General features: G+C 70.1%; 19 protein-coding genes. 8 read left to right on the top strand and 11 right to left on the bottom strand.

From position 1 onward, the window contains the following. Positions 1–86 precede the first annotated feature (86 nt). Complete coding sequence (locus tag ACGF7Y_RS12070; protein ID WP_393232460.1) at positions 87–254, top strand: hypothetical protein; 168 nt, start codon at positions 87–89, stop codon at positions 252–254. On the opposite strand, the gene ACGF7Y_RS12065 is transcribed toward ACGF7Y_RS12070, so the two are convergent. The 4 genes from ACGF7Y_RS12065 to ACGF7Y_RS12050 all read right to left on the bottom strand — a co-directional run bounded on the left by ACGF7Y_RS12065 (position 251) and on the right by ACGF7Y_RS12050 (position 4,475). After that, positions 251–1,171 (bottom strand): adenylate/guanylate cyclase domain-containing protein, encoded by a 921-nt coding sequence (locus ACGF7Y_RS12065; RefSeq protein ID WP_393232457.1) that lies wholly within the window; start codon positions 1,169–1,171, stop codon positions 251–253. The two genes, ACGF7Y_RS12070 and ACGF7Y_RS12065, sit on opposite strands and share 4 nt — an antisense overlap. 361 nt (positions 1,172–1,532) lie before the next feature. Next, a complete protein-coding gene (locus ACGF7Y_RS12060) occupies positions 1,533–2,294 on the bottom strand; it encodes an ABC transporter permease (RefSeq protein WP_393232454.1) in 762 nt (253 codons plus the stop codon). Next, complete coding sequence (locus ACGF7Y_RS12055; protein WP_393232451.1) at positions 2,294–3,298, bottom strand: ABC transporter ATP-binding protein; 1,005 nt, start codon at positions 3,296–3,298, stop codon at positions 2,294–2,296. Before ACGF7Y_RS12055 ends, ACGF7Y_RS12060 begins: the two co-directional genes overlap by 1 nt. Before the next feature lie 160 nt (positions 3,299–3,458). Beyond that, positions 3,459–4,475, bottom strand: coding sequence for a helix-turn-helix domain-containing protein (locus tag ACGF7Y_RS12050; RefSeq protein WP_393232449.1), 1,017 nt, complete (start codon positions 4,473–4,475; stop codon positions 3,459–3,461). Between the two features lie 78 nt (positions 4,476–4,553). Between ACGF7Y_RS12050 and ACGF7Y_RS12045 the strand changes: the two genes are divergently transcribed. Continuing rightward, a complete protein-coding gene (locus ACGF7Y_RS12045; RefSeq protein WP_393232446.1) occupies positions 4,554–4,721 on the top strand; it encodes a hypothetical protein in 168 nt (55 codons plus the stop codon). Between the two features lie 242 nt (positions 4,722–4,963). On the opposite strand, the gene ACGF7Y_RS12040 is transcribed toward ACGF7Y_RS12045, so the two are convergent. Both ACGF7Y_RS12040 and ACGF7Y_RS12035 read right to left on the bottom strand, forming a co-directional pair. Beyond that, entirely contained in the window at positions 4,964–5,656 is a 693-nt protein-coding gene (locus ACGF7Y_RS12040) for a hypothetical protein (protein ID WP_393232445.1), read from the bottom strand. Positions 5,657–5,774: 118 nt separating this feature from the next. Beyond that, positions 5,775–6,491: a MerR family transcriptional regulator gene (locus ACGF7Y_RS12035; RefSeq protein WP_393232443.1), complete on the bottom strand. Its 717-nt coding sequence runs from the start codon at positions 6,489–6,491 to the stop codon at positions 5,775–5,777. Positions 6,492–6,554: 63 nt separating this feature from the next. Between ACGF7Y_RS12035 and ACGF7Y_RS12030 the strand changes: the two genes are divergently transcribed. Together ACGF7Y_RS12030 and ACGF7Y_RS12025 are read left to right on the top strand one after the other, a co-directional pair. Next, positions 6,555–7,025 (top strand): DUF6194 family protein, encoded by a 471-nt coding sequence (locus ACGF7Y_RS12030; protein WP_393232441.1) that lies wholly within the window; start codon positions 6,555–6,557, stop codon positions 7,023–7,025. 149 nt (positions 7,026–7,174) lie between these two features. Next, positions 7,175–8,161: an aldo/keto reductase gene (locus ACGF7Y_RS12025; protein WP_393232439.1), complete on the top strand. Its 987-nt coding sequence runs from the start codon at positions 7,175–7,177 to the stop codon at positions 8,159–8,161. Positions 8,162–8,396: 235 nt separating this feature from the next. Here the strand turns inward: ACGF7Y_RS12025 and ACGF7Y_RS12020 are convergent, their stop codons facing one another. Genes ACGF7Y_RS12020 through thiO form a run of 3 tightly spaced genes read right to left on the bottom strand, consistent with a single transcriptional unit; the run spans position 8,397 to position 10,463 of the window. After that, positions 8,397–9,182 (bottom strand): thiazole synthase, encoded by a 786-nt coding sequence (locus ACGF7Y_RS12020; RefSeq protein ID WP_393232436.1) that lies wholly within the window; start codon positions 9,180–9,182, stop codon positions 8,397–8,399. Then, complete coding sequence (thiS, locus tag ACGF7Y_RS12015) at positions 9,175–9,393, bottom strand: sulfur carrier protein ThiS (protein WP_040870696.1); 219 nt, start codon at positions 9,391–9,393, stop codon at positions 9,175–9,177. Before thiS ends, ACGF7Y_RS12020 begins: the two co-directional genes overlap by 8 nt. After that, entirely contained in the window at positions 9,390–10,463 is a 1,074-nt protein-coding gene (gene thiO, locus ACGF7Y_RS12010) for a glycine oxidase ThiO (RefSeq protein WP_393232433.1), read from the bottom strand. The genes thiS and thiO overlap by 4 nt, the downstream gene beginning before the upstream one ends. A 58-nt stretch (positions 10,464–10,521) precedes the next feature. Between thiO and thiE the strand changes: the two genes are divergently transcribed. After that, positions 10,522–11,220 (top strand): thiamine phosphate synthase, encoded by a 699-nt coding sequence (gene thiE / locus ACGF7Y_RS12005; protein WP_393232431.1) that lies wholly within the window; start codon positions 10,522–10,524, stop codon positions 11,218–11,220. A 9-nt stretch (positions 11,221–11,229) separates the two neighbouring features. Here the strand turns inward: thiE and ACGF7Y_RS12000 are convergent, their stop codons facing one another. Further along, a complete protein-coding gene (locus ACGF7Y_RS12000) occupies positions 11,230–11,922 on the bottom strand; it encodes an NUDIX domain-containing protein (RefSeq protein WP_393232428.1) in 693 nt (230 codons plus the stop codon). Between the two features lie 184 nt (positions 11,923–12,106). On the opposite strand from ACGF7Y_RS12000, the gene ACGF7Y_RS11995 reads away from it, so the two are divergent. The 3 genes from ACGF7Y_RS11995 (at position 12,107) to ACGF7Y_RS11985 (ending at position 17,455) form a co-directional block, all read left to right on the top strand. Further along, complete coding sequence (locus ACGF7Y_RS11995; protein ID WP_393232425.1) at positions 12,107–13,486, top strand: hypothetical protein; 1,380 nt, start codon at positions 12,107–12,109, stop codon at positions 13,484–13,486. Next, positions 13,483–14,466 carry a glutamate ABC transporter substrate-binding protein gene (locus tag ACGF7Y_RS11990; RefSeq protein WP_357034831.1) on the top strand — a complete coding sequence of 328 codons (984 nt, stop codon included), beginning with the start codon at positions 13,483–13,485 and terminating at the stop codon, positions 14,464–14,466. The genes ACGF7Y_RS11995 and ACGF7Y_RS11990 overlap by 4 nt, the downstream gene beginning before the upstream one ends. A 697-nt stretch (positions 14,467–15,163) precedes the next feature. After that, positions 15,164–17,455, top strand: a complete 2,292-nt coding sequence (locus ACGF7Y_RS11985; protein WP_393233151.1) for a tetratricopeptide repeat protein — start codon at positions 15,164–15,166, stop codon at positions 17,453–17,455. On the opposite strand, the gene ACGF7Y_RS11980 is transcribed toward ACGF7Y_RS11985, so the two are convergent. Further along, positions 17,452–18,663, bottom strand: coding sequence for an acetate kinase (locus ACGF7Y_RS11980; protein ID WP_393232423.1), 1,212 nt, complete (start codon positions 18,661–18,663; stop codon positions 17,452–17,454). The two genes, ACGF7Y_RS11985 and ACGF7Y_RS11980, sit on opposite strands and share 4 nt — an antisense overlap. Between the last annotated feature and the right edge of the window lie 22 nt (positions 18,664–18,685).

Below are 18,685 nucleotides of genomic sequence, written 5' to 3'. Positions count from 1 at the left end.
CCAGAAAAAAGCAAGCATGCGTGCTTGTTAATTGCACCCTGAACGATCCCCACCCGCACGGGGGTGGTCGAGCGGGCCGGAGCAAGATGGGCACGGTGTCCAGCGACGTCACCGTGATCGTTCTGTTCGCCCTGGCGGGGTTCCTGCTCGGCGGCGCCTACACCACATGGAAGACGGCCCGGCCGCTGTCGATCGCGCTGGCCGTCTGCGCCGTTCTCGCGGCGGGCGGCGCGCTGGCCCGGTGGCTCGGTTAGCCCCTGGACAGCCGGAAGATCCGCAGGTCATCGGGGACGCCGCTGAGCGGAGCCGCGAACAGGCCGCGGCGATACTGCTTGACCGTCAAACCCAGCTCCGCCAGCGTCTCCGGCCGCAACCCCAGCAACGTGGCCTCCGACAGCATGGTGTTGCCGTTGCCACCGGCCTCCATCACCCGGGCCGCGATCGTGACGTCCACCCCGAGCCAGTCGCCCCCGATCTCGCGCGGGGAACCGGTGTGCAAACCGATCCGCATGTTCGGGGTGTAGCCGCGCACCTGCACGTCGGCCAGGTTGCGCTTGGCGGTCACCGCGGCGCGTATCGCCCGGTCCGCCGAGGGGAACACCGCCATCACGCCGTCGCCCATGCGCTTGACCACCTGACCGCCGCGTTCGGCGATCGGCGGCTCGATGGCCTTGGCCACCTTGCGCAACAGTTCGAGGGTGGCCTCGTCACCGGCCGACAGCGACCAGCGCGAGAAGGCCACCAGGTCGGTGAACATAACAGTTATTTCTTGGCTACCTTTGCCGCGTCCCATCCGCTCCAGCGCGGCCTGCCAGACCTGCAAGGCCCCGAAACCGATTTCGCGCGCCGCGCTGGGGGCGTCGCCGACCAGCTTGTCCGCCGCGCGCGCGACCGCCCGCGCGCCACCGGGCCCGGAAACCGACAGCGGATCGCCGAAAGCCGGGTCCCCCGGCAGCTGCTGGCGCGCCCTGCGCAGCGCGCCGATCAGATCAGCCCGCTGATTCGCGGCGTTCACCAGGGCGGACAGCTGCCCGCGACGGAATCCGCCGGAACGGCGGGAAGGATCGATCCCATCGGACGGCTCCAACGGAATGACCACCTCGGGCGGTACGCCTCCATCGGCCTCCGGCCCCGGCCCCGACTCGGGGCCGCCGGAAGGTGTTTCATTCACGCCCCGAGAGTATCTCAGCCGATCTGACGTCGGCAGGTTACCGATCATCGCCATCTCTCACCTCCGCGACGAACACAGCGAGCACGTCGGCGGGCTCCGCGTTGGATAACGAGCTGGTTGCTGAACCGAGGCTACTCGGCCGAGAAGGGGTCTCGGAAGCGGCATGCGGCATAGTTTCCGCGATGTTCACACGCACGATCGGCCCGGCGCGAGCATTCGCGCCGGGCCGATCGACGCACCGTCCGCCGGGCAGTGGCGGGCGGTGGACGGAGCGCCGGACCTCCCGACAAGGTCGGCGCCCCGCCGACCCGAGTGGCGAGGGATGGCGACTCGGGTGGTCGAGCGGCCTCGCCCGCGCGCGTCAGGCGTCGCGCTGGTTCACCACGACCAAGGCCGCGCCGAAGACGATCGCGACGAAGACGGTGAAGTACAGCAGGCTGCCCCACGGCCCCCAGTGCCAGTTCGCCGTGGACGCGGAGGCGCTGAAGAAGTGGTTCGCGTTCGCGAACGGCAGGAACGGGGTCACGTTGCGGCCGAAGCTGCCGAACGCTCCGAGCAGCCCCTCGATGAGCAGCGGCCACAGCACGATCAGCGAGATCGCGGCGGCGGACTGCCGCACCAGCACGCCGACGCCGATGGCGAGCAGGACGCACAGGAACGCGTAGATCGGGATGCCGTAGACCTCGCGCCAGTCCTCCGGGCTGGACAGCGTGAGGGCCGCGCCCGCGTCCGGTCCGCTCAGCGCCTTGGCCACCAGGTAGGCGAGGAACACCAGGACGAGGGTCAGCACCGCGCCGTAGCCGCCGACCAACCCGGCCTTGGTCGCGACGACCTTGGCCCGATGCGGCGTCGCCTGGAACGTCGTCCGGATGAGGCCGAAGCGATATTCGCTGGTCACGGTCAAGGTCGCCATGATCATCAGGACCATCACGCCGAAGCCGCTGATCCCGGCCACCGCGGTGGAGACGGTCAGGTCGATCGCGCCCTCCTTGCCGTAGGACGCGCGCGCCACCGACGCGAGCAGCGCGGCCATCCCGAGCGCGAGGGCGACGACGATCGCCGAACACCACCAGGGCGACCTGGTGGAGGTGAGCTTGATTCGTTCCGCTGCCAGCACGCCCATCAGAGCGCACCTCCCATCGCTGTGTAGGAGCCGCCGTCCGCCGTTACGCGAGCTGCCGCCTCCGGGCCCGACGCTCCCGCCGGGTCGAAGCCTTCGCCGTGGTATTGCACGGCGCCACCGGTCATCCGCATGAACGCCTCTTCCAGCGACGCGCGCTGCGGGGCCAGCTCGAACAGCGTGATGTTGTGCTCGCCGGCCAGCTTGCCCACCGCGTCACTGGCCACGCCCGCCACCATGAGCGCGGGGCCGTCGGCTCCCGCCCCGTCCTCGCGGACGGTCATCCCGTTCGAGGTGAGCACGCTGCGCAGCTGGTCGAGCTGCGGGCTGCGCACCCGCACCGACTGCTCGGAGGCGCGTTCGATGAACTCCTGGGTGGTCGAGTCCGAGATGAGCTTGCCGCGCCCGATGACCACCAGGTGCTCGGCGGTCTGCGCCATCTCCGACAGCAGGTGGCTGGAGACCAGTACCGTGCGGCCCTCGGCGGCCAGCCGCTGCATGAACCGGCGGATCCACAGGATGCCCTCCGGGTCCAGGCCGTTCACCGGCTCGTCGAACAGCAGCACCTCCGGGTCGCCCAGCAGCGCGCCGGCCAGGCCGAGGCGCTGCGACATGCCCAGCGAGAAACCGCCCGCCGTCTTGCCCGCCACCTCTGAAAGGCCGACCAGCCGCAGCACCTCCTCCACCCGGGACTTGGCGATGTCGTTGGACGCGGCCATCCACTCCAGATGGGCGCGCGCCGACCGGTTCGGGTGCACCCACTTGGCATCCAGCAGCGCGCCGACGGTGCGCAGCGGATGGTCCAATTCGTGGTACGGCTTGCCCTTGATCAGCGCGGTGCCCGCGGTGGGCTTGTCCAACCCGAGGATCATCCGCATGGTGGTCGACTTGCCCGCGCCGTTGGGCCCCAGGAATCCCGTCACCTGGCCGGGTCGAACGGTGAAGGACAGATCCTGCACCGCTACGGTCTGCCCGTAGTGCTTGGTCAGGCCTCTCAGTTCGATCATGCGCCCAGCATTCCGCAAATCGCGGCCGCGCGCGTCGGTAAATAGTGCCGAGTTGGATCATCCTCGAGGATGAGGGAGAGGCGTCCGGGTGGGTGCAAGCCCGTACGGGCATCGACCTGGTTGCGGGCCTCATGCCGAACTGCTGTTGTGATAGCCCGCGTCAGTGCGGTACGTCGTCGTCTCCGGCCGCCGCTCGTCGCCACTTCGCCGCCCACTCTGCGGTGCGGTGATCCTCCGGCATCGACTCGAGCGACTGCGCCACGACTTCTCGGCTGCGTTCGGTTTCTCCCAGGGTGCGCAGGACGCGAGCGTGTTGCAGACCGAAGAATCCAGGGGTGTACCAATATCCTGCGTCTGGTGGCGGTTCGTCGGCGGCTGCGTCAGCTGCCGAGTCGGCGAGTAGGAGGGCACGCTCGGCACCGTGCCGATCGCCCGCCACTGCGAGCACACGAGCGTGCTGATAGCGCTCGTACACCCGAATCAGTGGGTGCAAACGAGGCACGGACAGCACGGCGTCGACCATCTGCGCCGCTTCGTCGAGCCGCCCACGCTCGAGACGCACGTACGCGCTGAAGCTGAGCCCGTGCGCGAGCTGGTCGCTACCGCAGGCATGTTCCGCGAGCGCTATGGACCGGTCCAGGCTGCGCAGGGAGGCTTTCCCAGCGCCGGTCGCGTGCTCGAGCCAACCGCGGTACTGGGTGACTTCGCTTGCCAGCGCCGCAGCACGGGAAGCGTGCCGTGATCGAGCCTGGTCAGCGAACCGCTCCGTCATCGTCGACATGCCTTGCACGACAGTAAGAACCGAAGCCGGACCGACCGCGTCCTCGATGCGTCGTGTTGCCGAGAGCATGACTGCCACGTCATCGAGGCTGCTCGAATCGGTTTTCGCGGGCGAGTCCGAAACTGCCGCCAGCCGTTCCAGATCCATGCCCAGCGTCCGTTCGTAGGCACAGACAACCTCATGTGAAGCAGGCCGTTTCCCGGACTCGATGAGGCTCAGATACGCGGGACTGTAATTCGTCATCCGCGCCATCGAGCGCAGCGACACCCGTGCCGCTTCGCGTGCCGTGCGGAGTAATGCCCCCTGGTCCATTTCCCCACGGTAGCGACGGAAAACAGGTGTCAACACGGCAACGGGGTCACAACTAGGTGAATCGCCTGAGACTGAGATCAGCACCCGTCGCCGGGTCGAGCCCCGAACTCCTCGGTGCCGGGTGTCACCAACCACACCGCAACGTGCCAGGGGGTCTATCGAATGACCGAAGAACTTGCAGCCGTCCTCATCGTCATCGCCGCTGTCGGCGGTCTTCTGATCCTGCTGTTCTGGGTGCTTCCCTGGCTACTCGAATTGGGTGACGATCCGGAGGAGCGCGTCCCGTTCCGTGAGGTCATGGACCGCATCAACCGCGAGGAACAGCGATGACGCCGCGGCGCAGCTGGATCCAGGACTATTGCGAGGACGGCAATTCGCCCGCCGATGAGCAGCACGCGCAAGGCCTGCTGAAGCTCCATGCCACATGCATCCCGGCGTGCCCGCGCAAGCTGTCCGCTCAGAGGTGGCTCCGTGAATGCGGCACGGGCAGTCAGCCGGACAACACAGCCGGCGACGGGTAACTCAGTCCTTCCGGTTACGTCGCGACAACCGGCGCGCCGAAGCGTCAAGCCTCAGCGGCCCAGCAGTTCGGCGACGTGCAGGAGCGGCGCGACGTAACCGGGGATCGTGCTCGGATCACGCAGCACGCTCGATACCGGGATCCAGGTCAGCAGGTCGGCCCCGACGATGTTCCAGTGCGGCACCGTCCGGGCGATGTGCGCGTCGATCAACGCGGGACCGATCAGCGCCTTGGCGCAGGCCGGATCCGCCGCGACGATCCGGTACCGGGAGTCGAACAGCGCATTGCCGGTCGCGGTCGGCTTGTCGCCGAACATCGCGCGGCCCAGTTGCGAGAGCAGGCCCCGGGGAACCACCGCGACCGGCGGATACACCCGATCCAGCCGCACCAGCACTACGACGAAGCGATGCGTCGTGGTAGTGCTGGTGGTGGTTGTCCTTGTGCGGGTCGTCGAGAAATCGCTCGAAGAGGTCGTCTGATACGAGTACTCCGCCACGGCCACCCAACGGCCGCCGAACTGCCCGCTCACCATCACACCGAGTCCGCGCGAATTGCGGCCCGGCAAGCAAGCGGTCCAGGGGGCGCGGCCCGACTCCGCGAACGTCCACCCCTGCGCCGTCGCCCAGTGCCACAGCGTCGCCTTGCGAGCGCGTTCGGCGCGAATCGAGTGCCGCACCGCCAGGACCAGAACACAGACCAGCACGAATATCGCTGCCACCGCCAAGAAGACGACTCCCGCTTCCATCGCCGCTCCTCCTTCGCGCGCTGCTCGGTGCCGGACCCTCCATATCCTTGGCAATCAGCCTTCCGAGACGCTTAAGAGATCGTTGCGATGCGGCCTCGAGCGAGCCCGGCTGCCGAGATCAGGAGGCCGCGAGCGCGATGACGGCGGTGAGCGCGGCGGCCGCGTCGAGCAGGGCGTGGGAGCGAGCGGTGATGCTCGCGTCCCTGGCCGCGAGGGCGGCTTCGACGTCCGCGGATCGGTGGCCGCGCGGCAGGTCGGGCATCAAGGTCCGAAGGGTGTCGACGCGGTATCCGGCGCTGCGAAGCTGGTGGACGATCCGCGCGTCGCGAACCTGAGCGGGTGAGTACCGCCGCGTCCGGTGTGTGGCGGCACGGTCGGGGACCACGAGTCCCTCGGCGTCCCAATGCCGCAGTGTCGAGGGGCGTACGCCCAGCGCGGCGGCGAGTTCGGCGACGCTCATCGAATCCGATGGCCGGACGTCACCGATCGGCTCGGCCGAGATCGCCGCTGCCGCCCGCTTCGCCAGCGCGAGGTCCGTTCGCTCACGGTGCAGCCGCGCGTGCGCCGCGTCGACAAGCGCGAGCGCCTCGGAGATCGGGCGGTCGTGCGCGGTGCGGATGATCCGCTTGGCCTCGACGGGACCGACGCCCGCCGCCAGCGCGCGGTATGCCAGCGCGGATCGCACGTGGACCTCCCCGTACTCGCGATAGCCCGCTGCCGTGCGCAGCGCGGGCGGCAGCACACCGTCTCGCTCGAGGTTGCGAATCTGCTGCACCGAGTACCCGGCACGCCGCGCCACATCGACCGTTCGCAATCGTGAGTTGAGAGTTTCCACGCTATTGGTCCTCGATATCCGGGCCGAAGTCGCTACAAGCACCTTAATGAAACGCTGGAGCACATGACCATCGACGAGATCATCGACTTCGTCTCCGCCCTCGAGGGAGTACTGGTTCTGCGTCCCGGCCCCGGCGACGGATCACCGGAGATCAGCTGGGGCGACACGTTCTTCTACTACGCACCGGACGGCGTCGTGCCGACGAAGACCCAGCCCTTCGCGACAATCGTCACGAAGAACTATCCCGGCGACGAGGGATCCCGCTTGGACCGCCCGAATACCTTCCGCGTCAACATCGCCGCAGGCAAAGAGGCCTTCATCCAGTGGACCGGCCATACCCCCCGCGAACCGTCCCCGCACGATCCGAGCACGACGGACACGATGATCCCCCACCCCGTCTACGGCTCCGCCGCTTGGCTCGCGGTCATCAACCCTGGCACGCAAACCGCCGAACCAACCCGCGAACTCCTGTGCACCGCATACGACCTCGCCCGCTCCCGCCGCAACCGACGCACCACCCCAACCCCCGACTGACCACTCCCGCGAGTGGCACATGGTCGCGGCGAAGTGCGAGAAGGATCTCCACGGTGTGCCACTCGCGGGTTACGCCCGCGCGGTTGACATGGAGTGCGCTCCAACACCTAGCGTCGGGAGCGACCGATTCGAACCCAGGAGGTTGCAGCATGATCGACGTTTCCACTCGGCGGCTCGGCGAACTCGCCGTCTCCGCGCAGGGTCTGGGGTGCATGGGCATGAGTCACGCTTACGGCGAGGCGGACGACGCGCAGTCGATCGCCACGTTGCACCACGCCCTCGACCTCGGCGTGACCTTGTTGGACACCGCCGACTTCTACGGCGCCGGGCACAACGAGGAATTGGTCGGGCGGGCCATCGCGAAGCGGCGTGACGAGGTCGTGCTGGCGACGAAATTCGGCTTCGCCAACCGCTTGGGCGAGCCCACCCATATCCGCGGCGACGCCCCCTATGTGCGACAGGCGTGCGAGGCGTCGCTGCGCAGGCTCGGAGTCGACCACATCGACCTCTACTACCTGCACCGGGTGGACCCGAAGGTGCCGATCGAGGAGACGGTCGGAGCGATGGCCGAACTGGTACAGGCGGGAAAGGTGCGCCACCTGGGGCTGTCAGAGGCCGGAGCGCAGACCATCCGGCGCGCGCACGCCGTGCATCCGATCACCGCGTTGCAGAGCGAGTGGTCGCTGTGGACCCGCGATCTGGAAGCGGAGATCGCGCCGGTCTGCCGTGAACTGGGCATCGGCCTTGTCCCGTTCTCCCCGCTCGGGCGCGGTTTCCTGACCGGTCGCTACAACTCGGTCGAGGGTTTGGCGCAGACCGATGTGCGGCGCAGCCAGCCGCGTTTCGCCGAGGGCAACCTCGAACGGAACCTCGCGATCGTCGCGAAGCTGACCGAGCTGGCCGCGGCGAAAGGGGTCACGGCGGGCCAGCTCGCGCTGGCCTGGGTGCAGCACCGCGGCGAGGACGTGGTGCCGATCCCCGGCACCCGGCGGCAGCGCTATCTGGAGGAGAACCTCGCGGCCCTGGCCATCGAACTGTCCCCCGAGGATCTCGCCGCCATCGAGGCCGCCGCGCCACCGGAGCAGATCGCGGGTACGCGCTACGACGCGACGAACCTCACCTTCGTCAACGGCTGAGCCGCGACAACACCGTGCGGGGGTACGGCGTACCTCCGCACGTGTCCGAGGACCGGGGATGGCGACGCCCGCACCCGAACCGCTCGGGATGCGCCCGGCCGACCGGACGCATATCCACCGGCGCCACGTCCGCCACGGCAGCGGCCGTCAGCTGGGGCGGGGCGCCCCGGTCCGGCCGAGGCGGACAACATCGCCGCGCACCCGAAGTCCGCAGCCCCGACACGAGCGAACCCGATCACAGTGCGGGCGACGACGCCTGTGCCCAGAACCGCTTCGGGATGCGCCCGGCCAGCCGGGCCGCATACCCGGCGCGGACGGCGTCCGCCATCGCCGCGGCCATCAGTTCGGGGCGCTTCGCCCTGGTCACGGCCGTGGCGAGCAGCACCGCCGAGCACCCGAGTTCCATGGCGAGGGCGGCGTCGCTGGCGGTGCCGATGCCCGCGTCCAGGATGACCGGGACCTCGGCGTCCGCGACGATCATCTCGATGTTGTGCGGGTTGCCGATGCCGAGGCCGGTGCCGATGGGCGCGCCGAGCGGCATCACGGCCGCGCAGCCGGCGTCCTGTAGGCGTCGGGCCAGCACCGGGTCGTCGTTGGTGTAGGGCAGCACGACGAACCCGTCGTCGACGAGTTGTTCGGCGGCGGTGAGCAGTTCGATCGTGTCGGGCAGCAGGGTGCGCTCGTCGGCGACCACCTCGAGCTTCACCCAGTCGGTGTCCAGCGCCTCGCGCGCCAGCTGCGCGGTGAGCACCGCTTCGGCGGCGGTGCGACAGCCCGCCGTGTTCGGCAGCGGCGCGATGTCCAGTCGTTTCAGCAGGTCGAGCACGCCGGTGCCGCCCGCGGCGTCGATGCGCCGCATGGCCACGGTGGTCAACTCGGTGCCGGAGGCGATCAGCGCCTCCTCGAGGACGGCGAGGTTCTCCGCGCCGCCGGTGCCCATGATCAGGCGGGAACCGAACTCGCGGCCCGCGATCCGCAGCGGGGCGTCGGCCCGCCCGGATTCCGCCGCAGCCTCAGCCACCTTGGACCGCCGTCAGCACCTCGATCTGCCAGCCGCGCCCGACCGGTTCGTCCCAGCGCGACTTGGGGAACACCGCGCCGTCCACCGCCAGCGCGACGCCCCGGCACGGCAGGTCGAGGCGCTCCAGCAGCTCGCGTACGGTCAGCGGCTCGGCGAACTCGTGCTCGTCGCCGTTCACCGTGACACCGATGGGGACGGATGACAGCGTCATCTGCTTCCTCCTACAGTCGTCGAAAAGCGTTGCGGGTCGGCGACTTCCGCTTCGGGCAGCACCGCCCCGCCGAGCAGGCCGGTCACCGCGTCCACGGTGAGCGGCACGGTCAGCATGCCGTTGCGGCCGTGCCCGGTGGCCACCACGATCCGGTCGGTGAGCCGGCCGATCAGCGGCAGGTTGTCCGGGCTGCCCGGCCGGGAACCCGCGCCGGCCTCGGCGAGTTCGTATTCGCCGATGCCGGGGAACACCGCCTCCGCGTCGGCGATCAGGTCGCGAACCCCCGCGACGGTGACCGCGGTGTCGAAACCCGCTTCGTACTGCGTGGCGCCGACGACGATGCCCTCGGCGCGCGGCACCAGGTATACCGCCCGCCCGTGCACCCGGGCCCGGATCACCCGGCGCGGCGCGGGCGCGACGCCCGGCCGGTGCCGCAGGCGCAGGATCTCGCCCTTGACCGGGCGGACCGGCAGTTCCGGCCACAACGCCGCCGACGCGGCTCCCGCGGCGAGCACGACCTGGTCGTGTGGAAGTTCCGTCAGCGAGTCTACGGACTCGGCGCGCATTACGACGCCCGCCGCCTCGGCCGCCTGCCGCAACGCGGCGAGCAGCTTGCGGTTGTCGATCGCGGGTTCGGCGGGCGCGAGCAGTGCGGCGCGCACCGTTCGGGCCAGGCCGGGTTCCCGCTCGCGAACTCCGGCGCGGTCCAGCATCCGCAGTTCGTGCCCGCGGCTGCCGACCCAGTCGGCCACGGTGCGCAGGTCGGCCGCGTCGGCCGCGTCCAGCGCGACGGTCATCGTCTCGTCCGCCACGAAGACCGACACGCCGGTCGCGGCTTCGAGCCGGGCGGCGAAGCCGGGCCAGCGGGCCAGCGACGCCGCGCCGAATTCCAGCACCCGGTCCTCGCCGGGCCAGCCTTCCGACAGCGGTGCGAGCATTCCTCCGGCCACCCAGGAGGCCCCGGTCGCGACCGCCGGATCGAGCAGCGTGACCGACCAACCGGCCTCGGCGGCCCGCCAGGCCACGGCGAGCCCGATGGCGCCGCCACCGACGACGGCCAGAGTCCGCATCCCGATCCACCTGCCTCCTGTTTCGCATCCCCACGGTAGCGCGGCTACGGTCGAAGGCGTGCAACCCTCCCACCCGAATCGACCCGCCTCGCCGCGGGAGCGTCTGGCGAACGCGCGGCTGTATCTCTGCACCGACGCACGCCGGGAGAAGGGCGATCTGGCGAAGTTCGCCGAGGCCGCTTTCGCAGGCGGAGTCGACATCATCCAGCTCAGAGATAAGGGATCACCGGGCGAAGCGAAGTTCGGTCCGCTCGAGGCCAGGGCCGAACTCGGCGCGCTGGCCGAACTGAAATCCGTCGCGCGCAGGCACGGTGGGCTGGTCGCGGTGAACGATCGCGCCGACATCGCCCTCGCCTCCAGCGCCGACGTGCTGCACCTCGGGCAGGGCGACCTCCCGCCCTGGTACGCGCGCCGGATTCTGGGGCCCGAGGTGGTGATCGGACGATCCACGCACAATCGCGCGCAGGCCGGGCTCGCCGCGATCGACGAGCACATCGATTACTTCTGCACCGGACCGATCTGGGTGACCCCGACGAAACCGGGCAGGCAGGCGGCGGGCCCGGACCTGATCCGCTCCACCGCGGAAGCCCATCCCACCCGGCCCTGGTTCGCGATCGGCGGGATCAACGCCGAGAACCTCGCGCAGGTGCTGGAAGCCGGGGCGAAGCGGGTGGTGGTGGTGCGCGCGATCACCGAAGCGCGCGATCCGGAAGCCGCCGCGCGCGAGCTGAAAACGGCGCTGCTGGCGAACGCGTGAGCGGCGCGGTCAGGAAAGCACCTGTCCGCGAGTGAACGAAAGCGCGGTCTCCACCGCCGTGCTTCCGGCCGAGGCCGGCTCCGTGACCTGCGCGCCCGGCTCGTCGACGATCCTGGCGTAATCGCCGGGCCCGGCCGGATCCGAATGCAGCCAGACGAAACCGAGGTCGGCGAGGTCGAGCGTGCGCGGCAGCGCGGCGGCGACGGCTCGGTCGCCCGCGATCTCGGCGAGCAGCACCCGCGCGGGCGCGGCGCGCAGGGTGGGCCAGGACGCCGCGAAGCCCGGATGCAGCGGGCGGGCGTCGACCTCGTCCTCGGGGACCCAGGCCAGCTCGGTGCTTTCGCGATTGCCGGTGGTCGGGAGCGTCATCACCGCATCGGCGACGACCGTCGTGTAGGTCCAGCCGCTCAGGGCCGACGCCGTCACCCGCTCGCCGCGCACCCGGACGTCGGCGGGGTCGATGCCCGTCTCCTCCCACGCCTCGCGGACCGCCGCGTGCATGGGCGTCTCGTGGCTGTCGCGCGCCCCGCCGGGCAATGCCCAGGTGCCGCCTTGATGACTCCACGGAGCGCGGTGTTGCAGCAGCACCGCCGAACCGCCCTCGGCCAGCGGAGCGCGCAGGAGAAGTCCGGCGGCCCCGAAGCGACCCCAGTGCCGCAGCCCGTCCGGGCCCAGCGACCAACCGTCACCGTCACCACGCATCTCGTACCCATCCTCGTCCAGCTGCGGCAGCGCCCACCATCGTTTCCTCCCAACCGAGGGTGTTTCACACGCAACGGCTCCCGTACGACCACAATAAACTCCGCACCAACACGCACGGGTCGATCGGATCTTCGGTCCAACCGTCGAGAAATCCGCGTACGCGGCCCAAACTGGGGAGGTGGACATGGCTAGCTCCGAGCCGACGACGGCCGAACTCCGGCCATCGTCCGTGCCCGAGCCCGCCGGTCGGGACGATCCGGGCGGGCTGAGCGTCGCGGTGGTGCGCGAACGTCTCGACCTGGCCAACCTGCGCTCGTTCGCCAATTCCTCACCCGGACGGCTGATCGCGCTCGGGCTGCTGCTCATCGGGTTGTGCCTGGCCGCGGGTTCGATGACCGCCGCGACGGTCGGTGACCGGCAGCAGAGCCTGGACGTGCTGCTCTACGACACCGAACCGGACGCCGATTCCGCGCATCGGCTCTACACCTCGCTGTCGATCGCCGACGCCGCGGCGAGCACCGCCTTCATCGCGGGCGGGCTGGAGCCGCAGGCGGTGCGGGATCGCTACACGCAGGCACTGGGCGAAGCGGCCGCGGAATTGGTGACCCAATCCGACCGGGCGGGGCCGGGGGCGGCGATCGATCCGGATGCCAGGCTGCGCACCGGCATAGTCACCGGCCTGCCGGTGTACTCAGGTCTGGTGGAAACCGCACGGACGAACAATCGCAGCGGATATCCGGTCGGCGCCGCGTATTTGAGCGAGGCGTCCAACCAGATGCAGACGACGCTGCTACCGATGGCCGAGGAGCTGCACAACCATCGCTCGGCAGCGGTGACCGACGCGCAGCGCAACCACGTGCGCCCGCCGTGGGCCGCCATCGGCCTGCTGATCCTCACCCTCGGCGTGCTGGTCTGGGTACAGCGGGATCTGGCGCGACGCTGGCGGCGGGTGCTCAATCCCGGCCTGCTGCTCGCGTCGGTGGCCATGCTGATCCTGCTGGCGTGGACGGTGATCGCGGGTTCGGTGTCGGCGGCGTCGATGATCAGCGCCCGCGACGACGGCGCGGTACCTTCCTCGCGTCTGACCGAGAGCCGGATCCTGGCGCAGCAGGCGCGCGCCGCGGAGACGTTGAAGCTGGTGCGCCGGGACGCGACCGGTGACTACGACCGCACCTACGACGCGGACATCGAACGGCTGGCCGATCTGATCGGCAACTATCCCGGCTCCGCGCCCGCGGCGGGCGAGGTGCGCAACGCCGTTCCGGCGCTGGCGCGCTGGCGGGTGGCGCATCAGCGGATGAACGACGCCCTGGCCAAGGGCGATTTCAACAGCGCGGCCGTGGTGGCGACCGGTCCCGGCTCCGCCGACGCCACCGTGCAGGTGGAGGCGCTGGATCGTTCGCTCGAGCAAGGTATCGCCGCGACCAGGAACACGCTGCGCGACGAGATCTCCCAGGCCGCACGCGTCCTGGACTTCTTGGGCGCGGGAGCGATGGTGCTCGGCGTCCTGGCGGCAGGCTATGTCGGACTGGGCATATGGCCCCGGCTTCGGGAGTACCGATGAGATCCGCCCGCGGCATTCTGGTGGCCGCCGTCCTCGTGGTCGCGCTGACGGGCGGCTGTGCGAGCGATTCCAGCGCGCCGGTGTCGACCAAGACGCCGAAGTACACCGATTCCCCGTTTCCCGCCAGAGCCGTTCCGGTGCTGACCGATTCGCCGGTCCCGCCGCCGCCGGGCACACCGCGATGCGGAGACCCGACCGCCAGTCTGCGCCCGAGCGGCGCGGGGGCGGGCGCGCGCGGACCGACGATCGATGCGATCCGGGCGCGCGGCAGGCTGCTCGTCGGCCTGGACACCGGCAGCAATCTGTTCAGCTACCGTGACCCGATCTCCGGCGCCATCGTCGGCTTCGACGCCGACATCGCCAGGGAGGTGGCCCGCGACCTGCTCGGCAGCCCGGATCTGATCGAATTCCGCAGTCTCGGCTCCGCCGAGCGCGAGACCGCGTTGCAGAACCGCACCGTGGACCTGGTCGCCAAAACCATGACGATCAACTGTGAGCGGCGCGAGAAGGTCGCGTTCTCCACCGTCTACCTGCACGCCAACCAACGGGTGCTCGCGGTGAAGAACTCCGGGATCCGGAGTCTGGCCGATCTGGCGGGCCGACGGGTGTGCATCGTCTCCGGCACCACGTCGCTGGAGCACATGCGCCGCGACCAACCCGCCGCGACCATCCTCACCGTACCGAGCTGGGCCGATTGCCTGGTCGTCCTGCAACAGCGCCAGGTGGACGCGGTGAGCACCGACGACGCCGTCCTCGCAGGCCTGGCCGCGCAGGACCCGTACACCGAGCTGGTCGGCGGCAGCATCAGCGAAGAGCCGTACGGCATCGGCATCACCAAAGGCAACGACGATCTCGTGCGATTCGTCAACGGCACGCTGGAACGCATCCGTAACGACGGCACGTGGGTCGGGTTGTACCAGAAATATCTCACCGTCCTAGGTCCCGTTCCCGCCCCACCCGCCCCTACCTATCAGGATTGACCGGCCGATGAGCACACGGCCCGCCCCCGAGCCCGACCCGGACGAAACCGCCCCGGGGCGGCCCGGCCCGGCCGAGGTGTTCGAGGACGGGTGCACCGGAGCGGCCGGGCGTCATCCGGGCGCGGCGGCCAAACCGCCGCGCGGAGACCACGCGGGCCAACGACAGCTGGATGCTCACTCGCCGGCAACCGGTAGGCGGGTGGGCTCGATCGATCCGGAATCGCCTGTGGCCGAGGAGCTTCAGCACACGGTCCACACGCCGGTCGACCGTACGGCTGTCTCGCCGGGCACGGTCGCCTGGCACCGTGCCGAGGACGCGGACCCGCCAGGTGCGGCGCAGGATCCATCGGTCGCTCCGGACACCCCGCGAGCCGCCTCCGGCGCAGCACCGCCCGGCACCGGTGGAGACCAGCACGCCGCATCGACTCCGACCGCGGGCGCCGGGCGAGAAGCATCGTCCGCGAAATCGCCACAGCCGGCGACGGAGCAAGACTCGGACGCAACCCGCACGCAGGTCGACCGTCCGGACACATCGGCACAGACAGCCGCCGAACAAGACTCGGACGCGACCCGCATGCAGGTCAACCGTCCGGACACGCCATCGGGCACGGCGGAACAAACAGCGGCCGAGCACGATTCGATCGCGAACCGGGTACAGGTCGACCAGCCGGACACGCCGTCGGGCACTGTCGCGTGGATGCGCGACTCCGGACCGGAAAAGCCCCCGGCGTTCGCGCCGGACGAAATCCCCGGCACGGAAAAGGTGGGCGACCAGCCGTTGACCGCGGCGGCGGGACCCGACGAAACGCGCCGCACCGCATCCGAGCCCACGTCGTCGCCGCTGCGCACCTCCGGACGCAGCGTGCGCAGCGCGCGCACCCGTCCGGCGGTGCGGCGGCTCGGCGCGGGACTGGTGCCGATCCCGACGGTGACGCCCGCCGATCCCCGCGACGCCGTCCTCACCGACGCGGTGGTCTCCGAGGGCAGGCGATTCTGCTGGCGCTGCGGCAAACCGGTCGGCCGGGCGACGGCGACCCGGCCCGCGACCACGGCGGGCACGTGCGCGACCTGCGAGGCGCCCTTCGACTTCCGCCCCACGCTGCACGCGGGCGACATGGTGGCGGGGCAGTACGAGGTGCAGGGCTGCATCGCCCACGGCGGACTCGGCTGGATCTACCTGGCGATCGACCGCAATGTCAGCGATCGCTGGGTCGTGTTGAAGGGCCTGCTGCACAGCGGTGACGGCGAAGCGCAGGCGGTGGCCATGGCCGAACGCCAGTTCCTGGCCGAGGTGGCGCACCCGAGCATTGTCAAGATCTACAACTTCGTCGAGCACACCGGCGCCGATGGCACACCGGTCGGCTACATCGTCATGGAGTACGTGGGCGGCCGGTCGCTGCGCGACATCCTCGACTCCTACGAACGCCCGAAGCGCATGCCGGTCGCCGAGGCGATCGCCTATCTGCTGGAGATCCTGCCCGCGCTGGAGTATCTGCACTCGACCGGCCTGACCTACAACGACCTCAAGCCCGACAACGTCATGGTCACCGAGGACCAGGTCAAACTGATCGACCTCGGCGCCGTCGCCACCATCGAGGCGTACGGAAACCTCTATGGCACCCGGGGTTTCCAGGCCCCGGAGATCGCGCGAACCGGCCCGACCGTCGCCTCCGACATCTACACCGTGGGACGCACGCTGGCCGTGCTGACCCTGCGCATGCCTTCGGAGCACGGACGCTACCTCGACGGGCTCCCCGATCCCGCCGACGAGCCGGTGCTGGCGCGCTACGAGTTCTTCCATCGACTGCTGCTGTGTGCCACCGACCCGGACCCAGGGCGGCGCTTCCCCTCCGCCCGTGTGATGTCCGCGCAGTTGTCCGGCGTGCTGCGGGAGATCCTCGCGTTGGAGACCGACACCGAGCACCCGCAGTTGTCCACCGTCTTCGCGCCGCCGCGGACCAGTTTCGGCACCGAGGAGCTGATCAGCCAGACCGACGCCTACACCGACGGCCGTCCGCGCAGCAGCACGCTCGACGCACGCGACGTAGTGGCCGGGTTGCCGATCCCGCTGCTCGATCCAGCCGATCCGTCCGCATCCCTGCTCTCGGCCGCGGTGCATCCCGAGCCGGACCACGCGCTGGAGGCGCTGCGCACCGTCCGCGAACGAGCCGAGGCCGATCCCGGCAACGCCCCGGAGACGCTCGATCTGGAACTCACCCTCGCCGAGGCGCGCGTGCGGCTCGATCTGCGGGAGTCGGCCACCGTCCTGAACCTGCTCGCGCGGTTGCCCGAGCGCGAGTGGCGGGTGAGCTGGTATCGCGGTATGGCCGAGTTGCTCGATCGGGAGTACGAGCGCGCCTTCTCGAATTTCGACGAGGTCCTCCGTGTGCTCCCCGGCGAGCTGGCTCCTCAGCTCGCCCTCGCCGCCACTGCCGAACTCATTCTCCAGCATTGGGATTCGCCGGATCCCGAGCAATGGCGCGCGTACGCCGAGAAGGCGTACGAGACCGTGTGGCGCACCGACCGCACCGTGGTGAGCGCTGCCTTCGGGCTGGCCAGGCAGCTGGCCGCGGACGGGCGGGTGGACGAGGCCGTGCGGGCGCTGGACGCCGTGCCCGCCGCGTCGCGGCATTTCACCGCCGCGCGGATGACCGCCGTGCTGTTCCTGCTCACGGCCGCGCCGGTGGCCGATCTCGACGAGGCGACCCTGCACATCTCGGCGTCCCGGGTGCTGAGCCTGCCCACGGGCGAGAGTCGGGCGGTGCAGATGCGGGTGCTGGTGCTCGGTGCGGCCTTGGCCTGGCTACAAGCGGGCAACACGCCGAAACGTCCCGATGCCACACTGTTCGGCGCGCCGTTCACCGAACGCGAACTGCGGACCGGCACCGAGGCGGGGCTGCGCTCGCTGGCCCGCGGAGCGCCCGATCGCAAGCATCGCTACGCGCTCGTCGACCTGGCGAACGCTATTCGCGCGAAGACCTGGATCTAGCCGCGCCGCTCGACCAGTTGCCGTGCGGCGCGGGCGATGGCCAGCTCCTCGTTGGTCGGCACCACGAGCACCGCTACCGGCGCGCCGGACGGGGAGATGAGTCGCGCGGCACGGCTTTCCGCGGTGTTGGCCACCGGATCGACTTCGATGCCGAACCGGCTGAGCCCGGCCAGGGCGTCGGCGCGCACCTGCGGACTGTTCTCCCCGACTCCGGCGGTGAAGGTGATCGCGTCGACCCCGCCTAGTTCGATCAGATACGCCCCGAGGTAACGCCGCAGCCGATGGATGTACACGTCGTAGGCCAGCCGCGCGGCCTCGTCCCCGCTCGCGATGAGGCGCCGCAGTTCGCGGAAATCGTTCACGCCGGACAGACCCTTGATGCCGGAATCCCGGTTGAGCAGGGCGTCGATCTGGTCGATGTCCAGGTGTGCCGACCGCGCCAGATGCGCGACGATGCCGGGATCGAGGTCGCCGGACCTGGTACCCATCACCAGCCCTTCCAGCGGGGTGAGGCCCATGCTGGTGTCGACCGGCCGACCCCCCCGGATGGCCGACGCCGACGCGCCGTTACCGAGATGGAAGACGATCTGGTTCAGCTCGGCGGGTTCGCGGCCGAGCAGCTCGGCCGCGCGGCCGGACACGTACTCGTGCGAGGTGCCGTGGAAGCCGTACTTCCGGATGCCGTGCGCGGCGGCCACCTTGGCGTCGATGGCGTAGGTCTTGGCGGCGGCGGGCAAGCCGTGGAAGAACGCCGTGTCGAACACGGCGACCTGCGGCACTCCCGGCAACAGCGCCCGCGCGCTCTCGATCCCCGCGACGTTGGCCGGATTGTGCAGCGGCGCCAGCGCGGCGAGTTCGGCGATCGAGGCCACCACGTCGTCGTCGATCAGGGTGGGCCGGTAGAACACCTCGCCGCCGTGCACCACCCGGTGCCCGACCGCCCGCACGCCCTCGCGTACCAGATCATGGCCCGTAGCGGCGAAGGTGTCGAAGACCAGCCGCAACCCGGCGGCGTGGTCGGCGATCGGCTCGCGGCGCTCGGTGGTCTCGCCGTCGACGCGGTGCTCGAGCCCGCCCTCGTCCTCCCCGATCCGCTCCACCATGCCGGAGGCCGCGACCACACCCGAATCGGGATCCAGCAGTTGATATTTGATGGACGAGGAGCCGGAGTTGATCACCAGCACCATGTTCTCGGCCGTCTCGCTCATCGAACCTCCCGCGTCCCGCGCG

Origin of the sequence: Nocardia sp. NPDC047654 (assembly GCF_043205035.1) — a bacterium.
Taxonomy (GTDB): domain Bacteria; phylum Actinomycetota; class Actinomycetes; order Mycobacteriales; family Mycobacteriaceae; genus Nocardia.
This window is presented reverse-complemented; position numbering and strand designations above follow the sequence as displayed.

Excerpts from the sequence above, each read along its gene's own strand:
- ACGF7Y_RS12000 (WP_393232428.1), bottom strand. The coding sequence starts at position 11,922 with ATGCGTGGTGACGGTGACGGTTGGTCGCTGGGCCCGGACGGGCTGCGG.
- ACGF7Y_RS11990 (WP_357034831.1), top strand. The coding sequence starts at position 13,483 with ATGAGATCCGCCCGCGGCATTCTGGTGGCCGCCGTCCTCGTGGTCGCG.
- ACGF7Y_RS12055 (WP_393232451.1), bottom strand. The coding sequence starts at position 3,298 with ATGATCGAACTGAGAGGCCTGACCAAGCACTACGGGCAGACCGTAGCG.
- ACGF7Y_RS12045 (WP_393232446.1), top strand. The coding sequence starts at position 4,554 with ATGACCGAAGAACTTGCAGCCGTCCTCATCGTCATCGCCGCTGTCGGC.
- ACGF7Y_RS11985 (WP_393233151.1), top strand. The coding sequence starts at position 15,164 with ATGCGCGACTCCGGACCGGAAAAGCCCCCGGCGTTCGCGCCGGACGAA.
- ACGF7Y_RS12030 (WP_393232441.1), top strand. The coding sequence starts at position 6,555 with ATGACCATCGACGAGATCATCGACTTCGTCTCCGCCCTCGAGGGAGTA.
- thiO (WP_393232433.1), bottom strand. The coding sequence starts at position 10,463 with ATGCGGACTCTGGCCGTCGTCGGTGGCGGCGCCATCGGGCTCGCCGTG.
- ACGF7Y_RS11995 (WP_393232425.1), top strand. The coding sequence starts at position 12,107 with ATGGCTAGCTCCGAGCCGACGACGGCCGAACTCCGGCCATCGTCCGTG.
- ACGF7Y_RS12060 (WP_393232454.1), bottom strand. The coding sequence starts at position 2,294 with ATGGGCGTGCTGGCAGCGGAACGAATCAAGCTCACCTCCACCAGGTCG.
- ACGF7Y_RS12040 (WP_393232445.1), bottom strand. The coding sequence starts at position 5,656 with ATGGAAGCGGGAGTCGTCTTCTTGGCGGTGGCAGCGATATTCGTGCTG.
- thiS (WP_040870696.1), bottom strand. The coding sequence starts at position 9,393 with ATGACGCTGTCATCCGTCCCCATCGGTGTCACGGTGAACGGCGACGAG.
- ACGF7Y_RS12025 (WP_393232439.1), top strand. The coding sequence starts at position 7,175 with ATGATCGACGTTTCCACTCGGCGGCTCGGCGAACTCGCCGTCTCCGCG.
- ACGF7Y_RS11980 (WP_393232423.1), bottom strand. The coding sequence starts at position 18,663 with ATGAGCGAGACGGCCGAGAACATGGTGCTGGTGATCAACTCCGGCTCC.
- ACGF7Y_RS12070 (WP_393232460.1), top strand. The coding sequence starts at position 87 with ATGGGCACGGTGTCCAGCGACGTCACCGTGATCGTTCTGTTCGCCCTG.